Raw genomic sequence first — 14,336 nt, 5'->3', positions numbered from 1 at the left:
GGCAGGGACATGGACAATATCGCAGGACAAAAATCGTCTCTTTCCATTGTTAGCAACCTGTCGGTGCTTTTGTTGGTCATCCTATGGCTGGTTCCCACCGTGGGTCTGTTGGTGTCTTCGTTCCGTGACCGAGACCAGATTGGTCAGTCTGGTTGGTGGGCGTCGATGTTCCCGGTGGAACAAGCCTATCGCATTAACCCTGAACCCGAAGGCGTGCAGCAGGTTGACGGGCTTTATGTGCTGGAAGGCAACGTGTTTGGCGAGGGAAGCGGTAGTGTCGCCGCCTTTGGTATCCAAGCCCGTGAGCCCAGTGCGGCAGACGTCGGGCAGACGTACACACGCTTCGTTGTGGATGTGACCGAGCCTGACGGCAAGGTTGACGATATCAAGCTTGAACTGGCCTATCCGGCTGGGGACGCGCCTGTATTTCCGGACGTGGACGAAGACGGCAATAAGATCATGGCTGAAACGGCCCAGATCGACCGCTCGCTTACCGTGATGGGCAACGGTGACTTCTCTTACGCATCGGCCAAAGATATCAAGCGCGCGCCATCCGTTTATATCATGGCGGAAACGCCGCCTGAGTTTACGCTGATCAACTATGAAACGATCCTTGGATCGGCGGGTATGGACCGCGCGTTTATCAACACGCTTACGGTGACCATTCCGGCCACGATCATCCCGATCCTGATCGCGGCCTTTGCGGCCTACGCTTTGGCGTGGATGGATTTTGCCGGTCGCGGCTTTCTGGTGGCTGTGGTCGTGGGGCTATTGGTTGTGCCGCTGCAGTTGGCACTGGTTCCTATGCTGACGTTCCACAACAAAGTGGGGATCGGCCAAAGCTTTCTCGGGATCTGGCTGGCGCATACCGGGTTCGGCTTGCCGCTCGCGATTTACCTGCTGCGGAACTACATGGTTGGTCTGCCGCGTGACATCATCGAAAGCGCCAAGGTGGACGGTGCTACAGACTTTCAGGTCTTTACCAAGATCGTTCTGCCGCTGTCCTTTCCGGCATTGGCATCCTTCGCGATCTTCCAGTTCCTTTGGACATGGAATGACCTGCTGGTGGCCAAAGTATTCCTGCCCTCCAATTCCGAAAGCTGGGTGATGACCGTCAAGATTGCCGATGACCTGCTGGGCTCGCGGGGCGGTGACTGGGGCATTCTCGCGGCGGCGGCCTTTGTATCAATCGCCGTGCCGCTGTTCGTTTTCTTCGCAATGCAGAAATACCTCGTGCGCGGCCTGCTGGCCGGTTCGGTGAAGTAAAGAAAGACAACAATGACAAAAGAGTTGGAGCATCCGGTAATGGCGGGCGCAGACGTAGACAAAGATTGGTGGCGCGGTGCGGTGATCTATCAGATCTATCCGCGCAGTTTTCAGGATTCCAACGGTGATGGGATCGGCGATTTGTTGGGAATTTCCCAGCGTTTGCCGCATATTGCGTCGCTTGGTGTGGACGCGATCTGGATTTCGCCGTTCTTCACATCACCGATGAAGGATTTTGGATACGACGTGTCCGATTACTGCGATGTCGATCCGATGTTCGGGTCGCTTGCAGATTTCGATGTGCTGGTGTCGACCGCCCATCGTCTGGGCCTGAAGGTTATGATCGATCTGGTGCTATCGCACACGTCTGACCAGCATGCGTGGTTCAAGGAAAGCCGCCAGTCCAAAGACAACGACAAATCCAACTGGTACGTCTGGGCCGATGCGAAAGAAGATGGCACACCGCCCACCAACTGGCTGTCGATTTTTGGCGGTTCGGCTTGGGAATGGGACACGGGCCGCTGCCAGTACTATCTGCACAACTTCCTGACCGAACAGCCTGATCTAAACTTCCATGAACCACAGGTTCAAGAGGCGCTGTTGAGCGTCGCGCAGTTCTGGCTGGATCGTGGTGTGGATGGCTTCCGTCTGGATACGATCAATTTCTACGTTCACGACAAAGAACTGCGGGATAACCCGCCACTGCCCAAGGAAAAGCGCAGCCCGATCATCGCGCCCGAGGTGAACCCTTATACATGGCAGATTCATCTTTATGATAAGAACCGCCCGGAGAACCTTGATTTCTTGCGGAAACTTCGCGCCTTGATGTCGCAATATAACGCTGCCGCAGTCGGCGAAATCGGCGACGATCTCCGCGGTTTGGAAATCCTTGGTGAATACACCAGTGGCGATGACCTGATGCACATGAGCTATGCGTTCGAGCTGTTGTCATCAAAACAGCCAACGGCCGCGTACATCGCGGATGTGTTCGCGCAGATTGATCAGGTCGCTGCCGATGGCTGGGCGTGTTGGGCGTTCTCCAACCATGACGTTCCGCGTCATGTCAGCCGGTGGGGTCTGTCCGATGCGGCGGCGCGGTGCTTTGCAACACTGATGCAGTGTTTGCGCGGCTCTACTTGTATTTATCAGGGGGAAGAACTGGCGCTTCCCGAAGCCGAGGTGGCGTTCGAGGACCTGCAAGATCCTTACGGCATTCGTTTCTGGCCCGCGTTCAAGGGCCGTGATGGTTGCCGGACGCCGATGGTTTGGGAACAGTCCAACCAGAATGGCGGTTTTTCGACGGGTCGCCCGTGGTTGCCGGTTAGCAATGATCACCTGCACCGGACGGTGGCTGATCTAGAACAGGATCCTGCAACGATCCTTCATCACTACCGTAAGGCAATCGCCTTCCGCCATGCCCACAAAGCGATCCTGAAGGGGACGCAGACGGATGTCTCGGTCACCGGTGACGTTCTTACCTTCGTGCGGTCTTATGGACAGGAGGACATCTTCTGCGCCTTTAACCTGAGCGGAGAGCCGGGCGTTGTCGACATGCCAGACGGCAATTGGCACCAGATCGGAGTTGAACTGGGCAGCACCGGCGCGGCGCCGGATGGCAAATTGCATCTTGGTCCGTGGCAGCCGGCCCTGATGATCAAAATCGCATCCTAAGGGGGGAAGGATATGGCGAACCTGAAACTGACGGATGTGTCCAAGACATATGGCGGTTCCGTCGAGGTGCTGAAGGACATTGATCTGGATATCCAACAGGGCGAGTTGATCGTTTTTGTTGGGCCCTCCGGCTGTGGCAAATCCACATTGTTGCGGATGATTGCGGGGCTGGAAAAGATCAGCGGCGGCACGTTGGAGATCGACGGGCAGGTGGTGAACGACGTACCGCCCGCACAGCGCGGTATCGCCATGGTGTTCCAGTCATACGCCCTTTATCCGCATATGACGGTGCGCGAAAACATGTCCTTTGCGCTGAAGATCGCCAAGAAACCTCAGGCCGAGATTGATGAGGCGGTCGAGCGCGCGGCCAAGATGCTGCAGCTTGATCAGTACCTTGATCGTCTGCCCAAAGCTTTGTCCGGCGGTCAACGCCAGCGGGTTGCGATCGGTCGGTCCATTGTGCGCGATCCCAAGGTGTATCTGTTCGACGAACCGCTTTCGAACCTTGATGCCGCGCTGCGTGTGGCAACTCGGATCGAGATCGCGCAGTTGAAAGAGAAGATGCCTGAATCGACGATGATCTATGTCACCCATGATCAGGTCGAAGCGATGACTTTGGCTTCGCGCATTGTGGTTCTGGCAAACAAAGGCATTGCGCAGGTTGGCACGCCGCTGGAGCTGTACGAAACGCCCAACAGCGAATTTGTTGCGCAATTCATCGGCTCGCCCGCAATGAACCTGCTACCCGGCGAGATCATTGAAACTGGTGCGCAAACCAAGGTGAAGCTGGCAGATGGGGGCGTTGCAATTTCCAACGTTCCGACGAATGCGGATGATTTGGGGATGCAGGTTAATGTGGGTGTCCGTCCCGAGGATTTTGTCTCAGCGACCGATGACTTCATTTTCCACGGCACTGTCCAGATCACTGAAGCCTTGGGCGAGGTCACCTTGCTCTATTTCCAAGAGGTGAACGGCAATCCTGTGATCGGCAAGCTGCAGGGTATTCATTCGGGCCTGCGGGGCACAGATGTGCGCCTTACAGCGGACCCCGCGAAAGTGCACCTGTTCGCCAACGGCACGTCGCTTCTGTACCGCTGACGGAAACCGAACTCCTCCTGAAAGGCGTGGGCGAATTGGCCTGCGCCTTTTTTTGTGCGACATAGGCGGCTGCACACGTATGTTCGCACTATGTTCTCATTTTGTTGTTGGCGAATGGCGTGGGCGCGACTATGTGTAAACCATCCGTTAATGGGGTGATCATGGCTGAGCAGAAGTTTATCGAAGTTCGCGGCGCGCGAGAGCACAATCTCAAAGGGATTGATGTGGATATTCCGCGCGACCAGTTGGTCGTGATCACCGGCCTTTCCGGGTCGGGGAAATCGTCTTTGGCGTTTGACACGATCTATGCTGAAGGCCAGCGCCGTTACGTCGAAAGCCTGTCAGCCTATGCGCGGCAGTTCCTTGATATGATGGAAAAGCCAGATGTGGATCACATATCGGGCCTAAGCCCCGCGATTTCCATTGAACAAAAAACGACGTCGAAAAACCCGCGTTCGACCGTGGGTACGGTTACAGAAATCTACGACTACATGCGTCTGCTGTTCGCGCGGGCAGGGACGCCCTATAGCCCTGCAACCGGCGAACCGATCGAGGCGCAGCAGGTTCAGGACATGGTCGACCGTGTCATGGACATGGAAGAAGGCACACGTGGCTACCTGCTGGCGCCCATCGTTCGCGACCGGAAGGGCGAGTACAAGAAAGAGTTCCTTGAACTGCGCAAGCAGGGCTTCCAGCGCGTCAAGGTAGACGGTGAGTTCTACGAACTCGACGAGCCGCCGACGCTGGATAAGAAATTCCGTCACGACATCGATGTGGTCGTTGACAGGATCGTCGTGCGTGAAGGCATGGAGACGCGATTGGCGGACTCGTTCCGTACCGCGCTGGATCTGGCCGATGGTATCGCCATTCTGGAAACCGCGCCGAAAGAGGGCGATCCCGAGCGGATCACATTCTCGGAAAACTTTGCTTGTCCGGTGTCCGGGTTTACAATTCCCGAAATCGAACCGCGCCTGTTTTCGTTCAACGCACCGTTTGGGGCTTGTCCTGAATGTGATGGTTTGGGCGTCGAGCTTTTCTTTGACGAACGTCTGGTTGTTCCGGATCAGAACCTGACGATTGGCGATGGGGCCATTGCACCGTGGCGCAAGGGCAAGTCGCCATATTTTACGCAAACAATTCAAAGTCTTGCCAAGCATTACGGATTTAAGACCTCGACGAAATGGAAAGACCTGCCCAAACATGTGCAGCAGGTATTTTTGTTCGGCTCGGGCGATGAAGAAATCGCTTTCCGCTATGACGAAGGCGGTCGCGTCTACAACGTGACGCGGGTGTTCGAAGGCGTTATCCGCAATATGGAACGCCGCTATCGCGAGACGGATTCAAGCTGGGTGCGCGAAGAATTCGAACGCTTCCAGAACAACCGTGCGTGCGGAACGTGTGGTGGATACCGTCTGCGCGAAGAGGCGCTGGCCGTCAAAATAGGTGGTCTGCACGTGGGGCAGGTTGTCGAGATGTCGATCAAGGATGCCTACGCCTGGACACAAAGCGTGCCGGATGCCTTAAGCAAACAGAAAAACGAAATCGCCCGTGCGATCCTGAAGGAAATTCGCGAACGGCTCGGGTTTCTGAACAACGTGGGTCTTGAGTATCTGACGCTGTCGCGGAACGCAGGCACTCTGTCGGGGGGCGAAAGCCAGCGTATCCGTCTGGCCAGCCAGATTGGCTCTGGTCTGACGGGGGTTCTGTATGTTCTGGACGAACCTTCCATTGGTCTGCACCAACGCGACAATGATCGTCTGCTGACGACGCTGAAAAACCTGCGGGATCAGGGGAACACGGTGATCGTGGTTGAACATGACGAAGACGCCATTCGCGAGGCGGATTATGTCTTCGACATTGGTCCGGGTGCCGGTATTCACGGCGGTCAGGTCGTCAGCCACGGAACCCCGAAACAGGTCGCGGATGATGAGAACTCGGTCACCGGCCAGTATCTGTCTGGCACACGCGAGATTTCTGTTCCGGTAGAGCGGCGACCCGGAAACGGTAAGGCCGTGCGCGTTGTCAAAGCGACGGGAAACAATCTGAAAGACGTGAGCGTCGATTTCCCATTGGGCAAATTCGTTTGCATCACGGGTGTTTCAGGCAGTGGTAAATCCACGCTAACGATTGAGACACTGTTCAAAACCGCATCCATGCGTCTGAATGGGGCCAAGCAAACACCCAGCCCGTGTGAAACGATCAAGGGGTTGGAGCAGTTGGATAAGGTCATCGATATCGACCAGCGTCCGATTGGCCGGACCCCGCGGTCGAACCCCGCGACTTATACTGGAGCGTTTGGTCCTATCCGTGACTGGTTCGCGGGCCTGCCGGAAGCCAAGGCGCGCGGTTACAAACCGGGGCGTTTTTCGTTCAACGTTAAAGGCGGACGATGCGAGGCCTGTCAGGGTGACGGCGTCATCAAGATCGAAATGCACTTTCTGCCAGACGTCTATGTGACCTGCGAAACCTGTAAAGGCGCGCGCTACAACCGCGAAACGCTTGAGATCAAGTTCAAGGGCAAATCGATTGCCGATGTGCTGGATATGACCGTCGAGGATGCGCAGGCATTCTTCTCGGCTGTGCCATCAATCCGCGAAAAAATGGATGCGTTGGTGAAGGTCGGGCTTGGTTATATCAAGGTAGGCCAGCAGGCGACGACCCTGTCAGGGGGCGAGGCGCAACGCGTGAAGCTGTCCAAGGAACTGGCGCGTCGGTCGACCGGACGGACCCTATACATTCTGGACGAACCGACCACCGGTCTTCATTTCGAAGATGTGCGTAAACTGTTGGAAGTTTTACATTCCCTGGTCGAAGCCGGAAATACGGTCATCGTGATCGAACACAATCTGGATGTGATTAAGACGGCGGACTGGATCATCGATATCGGCCCGGAAGGCGGCGATGGTGGTGGCGAAGTCGTCGGCGAAGGCACCCCGGAAGAGATCGCCGACGAACCGCGCAGTCACACAGGCCGTTATCTGAAAGAAATGTTGTCACCGAAACGGGTGGCTGCAGAGTAATTTTATTCCGCTGCCAAATCCTGCGTGGGGCGACCTGCGCGGGATAGTCGAAACTTTTTCACTGCGTCAGGCTTCCTGCCCAAAACTGGGTATTGCGTCGCTGGCTGAGTGCACTAGGATTTCGCCTATCTTCAACATCCTACGGTGTTGAAATTTGGGAGGATAATATGAAAAATATCACTGCAAAGCTGACAGTGTCGCTGTTGGCTCTGACAATTGCTGGCGAAGCGGCTGCAACAGAATGGAACGTATCTGTCTGGGGTAAGCGCCGCGCGTTCACCGAGCACGTTGAAAAGCTGGCCGAACTGGTAAGCGCCAAGACCAACGGCGAATTCACCATGAATGTGTCCTACGGCGGCCTGTCGAAGAACACTGAAAACCTTGATGGTATCTCCATCGGTGCGTTTGAAATGGCGCAGTTCTGCGCGGGCTATCACGCTGACAAAAACCGTGCGATCACCGTTCTGGAACTGCCGTTCCTCGGTGTGAACACACTGGAAGAAGAAGTTGCCGTCAGCCACGCTGTTTACGCGCACCCCGCTGTTGCCGAAGAAATGGCGCAGTGGAACGCAAAAATGCTGATGACGTCGCCGATGCCCCAGTACAACCTTGTTGGTACAGGCGAGCCGCGTGACGAACTGGCAGAATTCGACGGCATGCGCGTTCGCGCGACTGGCGGTCTGGGTAAGGCCTTTGCCGCTGTTGGGGGCGTTCCGACGTCTGTGACATCGTCCGAAGCCTATCAGGCGATGGAATCCGGCGTTGTTGACACAGTTGCGTTCGCTCAGCATGCGCACCTGTCGTTCGGCACAATCAACGAAGCGGACTGGTGGACAGCCAACCTGAACCCCGGCACCGTGAACTGCCCGATCGTTGTAAACATCGACGCGTATGAAAGCCTGTCGGATGAGCATCGCGCAGCATTGGACAGCTCTGTTGATGAAGCAATCGATCATTATCTGGCAAACTACGGCGCACTTCTTGAGAAGTGGGACAGCGTTCTGGCCGAAAAAGGCGTTCAGAAGGTCATGATCTCGGACGAGGAACTGGCGAAGTTCCGCGAAGTCGCGGCTGGCCCGATTGCAAAGGCATGGATCGAAGAAAACGCAGCTCAGGGTCTTCCTGCGCAAGAGCTGTATGATCTGGTGAACTCCACGCTCGCAGACATGCGCAAGTAACGACCGGCGCGTCTTGGCCTATGCCAAGGCGGCAGTCGGATGTGGCCCCGTCAGGATATCCCGAACGGGGCCATTTCGTATCACATGACCAGACTTGAAAGGTGAGCCATGGCCGGTGCATCCGCTGTTCATAGCGATGACAGCCTGATCAGCCGCTTGGACCATTCGCTGTTGCGGGTTGAGCGGGTGTTCGTGCTAGTCGCTGGAATTTTCGCATTCATGTTGATGTTTTTGGCGGTCATATCGGTGACCGGCCGAAATTTGTTCAATGAACCCCTGCGCGGGTACGTAGACTGGATCGAAACCCTAATGCCGCTGATTGCGATCCTCGGGGTATCGTATGTCCAACGCGAAGGCGGGCACATCCGGATGGACATCCTGATTGGCCAGTTGAAAGGGCGCCCGTTGTGGTTGGCTGAATTCGTTACAACGTTGGCCATCTTTCTTGTCATCGCGGCGCTGGTGTACGGCACTTGGGCACACTTTGATCGCAGCTTCGATCTTTCCAAACCGTTGTGGAGCCGCGACAGCACCATCGACATCGGACTTCCGTTGTGGCCTGCTAAACTGGTTGTGCCGGTCGCTTTCTTTGTCATGAGCCTTCGGTTGATCCTTCAGTTGATCGGTTTCGGCCGTGCGTTTGTGCTTGGGCTGGAAAGCCCAGCGGCTGTGCCGCTGGTTCAATCCGTGGCCGAACAAGCGGCCCAAGAAGCAGAACATATCTCGGGGCGGGACTAGGCTATGGAACCCATTGAAATTGGTTTGTGGGTCAGCGGTATCATGCTGGTCCTTGTTGTTATCGGGATGCGGGTGGCTTTTGCGGCTGCATTCGCGGGTCTGCTTGGGCTGATCTGGATTTTCTGGGCCAAGAAGGGCTATGCGCCCGAACAACTTGGCTGGGCGATGACCGTTGCCATTAAAACCGCGGGGCAGGTGCCCCATGGTAAGGTAGCGTCGCAGGCTTTGTCGTTGATCCCGACATTCATCCTGATCGGCTATCTGGCATACTATGCCGGCCTGACCCGGGCTTTGTTCGAGGCCGCCAAACGCTGGATCGCATGGGTGCCGGGCGGCTTGGCCGTGTCGACGGTTTTTGCTACGGCGGGTTTTGCGGCCGTGTCCGGCGCGTCGGTTGCGACCGCTGCGGTCTTCGCCCGGATCGCGATCCCCGAAATGCTGAAGATCGGCTACGATAAACGCTTTGCTGCAGGTGTTGTGGCGGCTGGCGGCACGCTTGCTTCACTAATCCCGCCGTCTGCGATCCTTGTGATCTATGCTATCATCGTTGAGCAGGACGTAGGCAAGTTGCTGTTGGCCGGCTTTATCCCCGGCATGTTCTCGGCATTTGTCTATGCGGCTTTGATCATCGGTTTGGCTCTGACCATGAAGAACTTTGGCCCGCCGGTCAGCGGGTTCACATGGCGCCAAAGGTTCGAAGCTTTGCCACCCGCGCTTCCAATCTTTGCGGTTGTCGTGATCATCATCTTCTTCGTCTACAACCCCTTCGGCGGTGACGCATGGGGGACACCGACGGAAGGTGGGGCAATCGGGGCGTTCATCGTTCTTGTGATGGCGCTGTGGCGCGGGATGCGTTGGCCCGAGCTGAAAGACGCATTGATCGAAACAGCGAAGCTGTCCGTGATGATTTTCTCGATCATCTGGGGTGTACTGATCTATGTGCGCTTCCTCGGCTTTGCTGATCTTCCGACAGCGTTCTCGGATTGGATCACGTCGCTGGATTATCCGCCCATGCTGATCCTGATCTGCATTCTGCTGGCCTATGCCGTGCTGGGTATGTTCATGGATGCGATTGGGATGCTTCTTCTGACGTTGCCAGTTGTCTATCCGGCAGTGATGGCGCTGAACGGGGGCGAGGCCGTGACAGCGGCAGAGTCGACCTTTGGCATGTCCGGTACGATGTGTGCGGTGTGGTTCGGTATCCTTGTGGTGAAAATGGCAGAGTTCTGTCTAATCACGCCACCGATTGGCCTGAACTGTTTCGTTGTGGCTGGTGTCCGTCCGGATCTGTCCGTGCAGGATGTGTTCCGCGGCGTGCTTCCGTTCTTCTTCGCGGACGCTGTGACCATCGCGCTTTTGGTGGCCTTTCCATCAATCGTGTTGTGGCTACCGTCACTGGCATAGTGAAAAGAAAAAAGCCGCCTTCGACCGAAGGCGGCTTTAAAGTCTCAGACGGCTGGGAAATTGGAGAAACAGCCGTTTTAGGAATTGTTTTACCAAATATGGCTCATTCAGCTTTCAGTGCAAGTCGTTGAGTTACTTATTTTCTAAGAACGGCAGACCTCTGTTTTCATCCGGCAGGTCAGCTTCAACCCTTGGTAATAAATTCCAAAAACGGGAACCTTTCACCGCTTTACACGTTTGTTATTCAGACGCCGGAAGCGTTCCGGTTCTTTGAAAGCCCGTACAGTTTTCCGCCACTTTAGAATCATGGCGAACAACTCGGGGGCACCACAAATCGAAAGGAATTTCCCATGCTTGGTTGGGCTGTTACATTCTTCATCGTTGCTATTATCGCTGCTGTTTTTGGCTTTGGCGGCATCGCGTCGGCATCTGCCGGTATCGCACAGGTTCTGTTCGTCGTGTTCTTGGTACTGTTTGTTGTGACGCTGGTTATGCGGGTCTTGCGCAAGGCCTAACGCGCTGAACACGGCACGAAAAAACCCCCGCCTGATTGGCGGGGGTTTTTTGTTGTGAACGACAGAAAAAATTTAAGCTTTGAGTGTTTCTGTCGACGAAAAGAACATCGCTTGCGAGATCGCCGAACGGACCTGTTCTTCGGAGTAGGGCTTGGAAATCAGGAACGCAGGTTCCGGTTTGTCGCCGGTCAAAAGACGTTCGGGGAAGGCTGTGATGAAGATCACGGGACGTTCGCCCAGATCAGCCAGCAAATCGTTCACAGCATCAACGCCGGACGAATTATCGGCCAGTTGGATATCAGCCAGAATGAGGTCGGGCGTGTCCTGTGCGCCCAAGGCAACGGCACCATCGCGGGTGCGTGCAACGCCAGTGACGCGGTGACCTAGATCGGCAACGATAGATTCAAGATCCATAGCGATAATTGCTTCGTCTTCGATGATCAGAACGCGTCCAGACAGACCATCCGCCATTTCGCGGCGCGCCGTTTCAACCAGAATTTCTGCCTCGTCGCCACCGATCTGCATGATCTCGGCTACAGCGGACAGGCTGAATTCTTCGATTGTATGAAGAAGAAGCGCCTCGCGGCTGTTTGTTGTCAGGCGCGCAAGATGCTTTTGTGCGGCGGCACGGGGGCCGTCGCTTTCTGTTGTCACGGGGGCGCCGGTTGTCACCCAGATGCCGTGGAATACTTTGAACAGACCCACTTTCGGGCTGCTCGCTTCGATTACCATATTACGGTCCGCTAGAACCGCTTCCAATGTGGCTGCCGCATAGCGGTCACCGGACGTTTGATCACCTGTCAAAGCGCGTGCATAGCGACGCAGGTAAGGCAGTGCTGAGCCGATCTCGCTGCTCAGATCCTGTGTTGTCATTTCCCCATCCTTTTTTCAAACTTATTTGGAACCTAACGCATGTTCGCGCGTTTGGTTCCAAGATCAGATCAGAATTTTGCGGGAAGCATATAGGGTAACCATGGCGAACGAAATCGAGAATTCGAAGCAGGCTCGGCTCATCGATGACAATTTGAAGCGTGTCTATCAGGACATGATCAGCGAAGATATTCCTGATCGGTTTTTGAACCTACTTGATCAACTCAAGGCGCAGGACGGTGGTGCTGCATCCGAGGAAAAAGCCGAGCAGGGAGATCAGAAATGAGCGCTGACCCCCGTGAGGAGCTGGTGACACACATCCCAGCGCTGCGTGCATTTGCGCTTAGTTTGACCCGCAACGGCTCTTTGGCCGATGACATGGTGCAAGACACGCTGGTGAAGGGCTGGACAAAAATCGAAAGTTTTCAGACCGGAACAAATATGCGCGCGTGGCTTTTTACAATTCTGCGCAACACCTATTATTCGAACCGTCGTAAAGCTGGTCGTGAAGTGTCCGACGTCGACGGCGTTATGACCAACAGCCTTTCTGAAAAGCCTGCCCACGATGGTCGCCTGCAGATGAAAGACTTCCGTGTCGCGTTTGAACAGCTGAACGATGAACAGCGCGAAGCCTTGATCCTTGTTGGTGCGTCCGGCTTTTCCTATGAGGAAGCAGCCGAAATGTGTGGAGTTGCGGTCGGTACGATCAAAAGCCGTACAAACCGCGGTCGTGCACGCCTAGCCGAGATCATGGGCTTGAACGAAAACGAGGCCTTGGAAATGACAGACAGCGCAACAATGGCTGTCGTGTCCGCTCGGTCGGCCTGACGGCGCGCGTTCGCAATGATCGGAACACCTGGACCCAGACCAGTTCCAAGCGGGCTCGGGGCGCGGATCATCGGCTTTTTGTCGATCGCGCTGGTCCCGCTTGGCGTCGTTTCATACCTGCAAACATCCGAACTTCACGACGTGACCCGCGAACGTGCAGCGTTGAACGTGATCGGTCTGACGGAAACGGCGATCTCGGCTGAGCGGCGGAATATTCAGAACACACTTGCAGCGGCACAAACCCTCAGCGCCATTTCGGACGTTGTGGCGGGCGATCCTTCGACTTGCTACCGGCATTTGGCCGAAGTTCAGCAGTCTGAAGGACTGCACAACTTTTTGGGCGTTATCGATACTGACGCGAACTTGATGTGTTTGTCTGCGCAACGCGAAGCAGACCTGACAGTCTTCCCACTGTTGGTCGAAGCCGCCAAAAGCCGCGAGCCGTCTGTTCTACGCATCGATAATCCACCGCTTAGCGACGAGCCGGTTGTGGTCGTCAGTTCTCCGTTTTTTGATGGTGACGTATTAAAAGGGCAGGTGCTGATTTCATTCTCGGTGTCTGAACTCAGATCATCGGAAGGTGCCGTCGAAGAGCCGGGCTTTGTGGATGTGATTACGTTCAACAAGCAGGGGCAAATCCTGTCGACCACAGTTTCCCCGAAACGCGCCAAGGAAATTCTTCCGAAGCAAACAAACTTCAGCGAACTGGCCGGCGGCAACCAGCGCAGCTTTCAAGCGGTCAGTGGCGACGGGCAAGAACGTATCTTTTCGGTTTCAACATCGATCCCGGGCCTTGTGACGGCGGTCAGTGTCTGGCCCTTAGACAGCGTCGCGGCCCAAGCTGTGGATCAACAACGCTTTGCTCGTGCACTGCCGCTTTTGATGTGGGCTGCCAGCGTGATCGTGGCCTATCTGGCGGTCAACCGGTTGGTCATCCGTCATATTCGCACCTTGCGGCGTCAGATGCGTGGCTTTGCGCGCAACCGTCGGGTTCCATCGCAGAAAACATCGCCAGATATGGCGCTCGAGCTTCAGGACATGGAGAATGATTTCCTGAACATGGTGGAATCCATCATGCGCGATGAGGCGCAGCTTGAAGATGCGCTGCACGAAAAAACCATTCTTCTCAAAGAAGTACATCATAGAGTTAAGAATAACCTTCAGCTGATTTCATCGATCATGAACATGCAGATCCGTCAGGCGACGCACGAAGAGACGCGGATGGTTCTGCAACGCTTACAAGACCGCATCTTGGGCCTCGCGACCGTTCATAGATCGCTCTATCAGTCCGAGGATTTGGGAAAGGTTCAGACGCATGACTTGGTGAACAACCTGATCGACCAAATCTGTGGTGTAAAAACGCAATGTGGATCTCGCGTCGACGTTATCCGCGACATTGATGAGGTAGAGCTTTACCCGGATCAAGCGGTGCCACTGTCGCTTTTGATTGCAGAAGCATTGACCAATGCAGGCAAGTACGGCGGTCCAGATGATCAAGGTGTCTGCGAGCTACGCATTTCGGTAAAAAGTTTGGATGATCGGAAAGTGAGTGTAGTGATTAGCAACACGTCTGATCCACATGCAGAGAGGTCGTCTACAGGTGAAACTGGTCTTGGTAGCCGGTTGATCCGCGCCTTTGTCACCCAGTTGGGGGGCGATTTGGAACAAGGCGTAGAAGACCAGTGTTACGCCGTGAAAGTTCAGTTCACCATTTCCGACTTCAAACCAGAAGTCGTTGATTACTAACG

The 14,336-nt window shown here is 55.4% G+C and carries 12 protein-coding genes; 11 read left to right on the top strand and 1 reads right to left on the bottom strand.

Annotated features, from left to right (window positions below; genetic code table 11):
* The first annotated feature begins 9 nt into the window (after window positions 1–9).
* The 8 genes from C4S59_RS07760 (at window position 10) to C4S59_RS07725 (ending at window position 10,890) form a co-directional block, all read left to right on the top strand.
* A complete protein-coding gene (locus tag C4S59_RS07760) occupies window positions 10–1,266 on the top strand; it encodes a carbohydrate ABC transporter permease (RefSeq protein WP_103909895.1) in 1,257 nt (418 codons plus the stop codon).
* A gap of 12 nt (window positions 1,267–1,278) precedes the next feature.
* Complete coding sequence (locus tag C4S59_RS07755; RefSeq protein ID WP_103909894.1) at window positions 1,279–2,937, top strand: alpha-glucosidase; 1,659 nt, start codon at window positions 1,279–1,281, stop codon at window positions 2,935–2,937.
* 12 nt (window positions 2,938–2,949) lie between these two features.
* Window positions 2,950–4,035 carry an ABC transporter ATP-binding protein gene (locus tag C4S59_RS07750; RefSeq protein WP_103909893.1) on the top strand — a complete coding sequence of 362 codons (1,086 nt, stop codon included), beginning with the start codon at window positions 2,950–2,952 and terminating at the stop codon, window positions 4,033–4,035.
* Window positions 4,036–4,196: 161 nt separating this feature from the next.
* The gene (gene uvrA / locus C4S59_RS07745; protein ID WP_103909892.1) at window positions 4,197–7,055 is read left to right on the top strand and encodes an excinuclease ABC subunit UvrA; all 2,859 of its coding nucleotides are present in this window, start codon (window positions 4,197–4,199) and stop codon (window positions 7,053–7,055) included.
* A 167-nt stretch (window positions 7,056–7,222) separates the two neighbouring features.
* Complete coding sequence (locus C4S59_RS07740) at window positions 7,223–8,233, top strand: C4-dicarboxylate TRAP transporter substrate-binding protein (RefSeq protein ID WP_103909891.1); 1,011 nt, start codon at window positions 7,223–7,225, stop codon at window positions 8,231–8,233.
* 108 nt (window positions 8,234–8,341) lie between these two features.
* The gene (locus tag C4S59_RS07735; RefSeq protein WP_103909890.1) at window positions 8,342–8,971 is read left to right on the top strand and encodes a TRAP transporter small permease subunit; all 630 of its coding nucleotides are present in this window, start codon (window positions 8,342–8,344) and stop codon (window positions 8,969–8,971) included.
* A gap of 3 nt (window positions 8,972–8,974) precedes the next feature.
* Entirely contained in the window at window positions 8,975–10,375 is a 1,401-nt protein-coding gene (locus C4S59_RS07730; RefSeq protein ID WP_103909889.1) for a TRAP transporter large permease, read from the top strand.
* A 350-nt stretch (window positions 10,376–10,725) separates the two neighbouring features.
* A complete protein-coding gene (locus C4S59_RS07725) occupies window positions 10,726–10,890 on the top strand; it encodes a DUF1328 domain-containing protein (protein WP_103909888.1) in 165 nt (54 codons plus the stop codon).
* A 72-nt stretch (window positions 10,891–10,962) separates the two neighbouring features.
* Here C4S59_RS07725 and C4S59_RS07720 read toward each other — a convergent pair whose 3' ends face one another.
* Window positions 10,963–11,763: a response regulator gene (locus tag C4S59_RS07720; protein WP_103909887.1), complete on the bottom strand. Its 801-nt coding sequence runs from the start codon at window positions 11,761–11,763 to the stop codon at window positions 10,963–10,965.
* Window positions 11,764–11,863: 100 nt separating this feature from the next.
* Here C4S59_RS07720 and C4S59_RS07715 point away from each other — a divergent pair, with 100 nt between their 5' ends.
* From C4S59_RS07715 to C4S59_RS07705, 3 genes are all read left to right on the top strand, one after another.
* Complete coding sequence (locus C4S59_RS07715) at window positions 11,864–12,046, top strand: NepR family anti-sigma factor (RefSeq protein WP_103909886.1); 183 nt, start codon at window positions 11,864–11,866, stop codon at window positions 12,044–12,046.
* Complete coding sequence (locus tag C4S59_RS07710) at window positions 12,043–12,588, top strand: RNA polymerase sigma factor (protein WP_103909885.1); 546 nt, start codon at window positions 12,043–12,045, stop codon at window positions 12,586–12,588. The genes C4S59_RS07715 and C4S59_RS07710 overlap by 4 nt, the downstream gene beginning before the upstream one ends.
* A gap of 297 nt (window positions 12,589–12,885) precedes the next feature.
* On the top strand, window positions 12,886–14,334 hold the full coding sequence (locus C4S59_RS07705; RefSeq protein WP_160006798.1) for a sensor histidine kinase: 1,449 nt from the start codon (window positions 12,886–12,888) through the stop codon (window positions 14,332–14,334).
* Window positions 14,335–14,336 lie beyond the last annotated feature (2 nt).

Origin of the sequence: Thalassococcus halodurans (genome assembly GCF_900108225.1) — a bacterium.
Classification (GTDB): domain Bacteria; phylum Pseudomonadota; class Alphaproteobacteria; order Rhodobacterales; family Rhodobacteraceae; genus Thalassococcus; species Thalassococcus halodurans.
The sequence above is the reverse complement of the archived record's forward strand: the minus strand, read 5'-3'. Positions and strand labels throughout refer to the sequence as shown.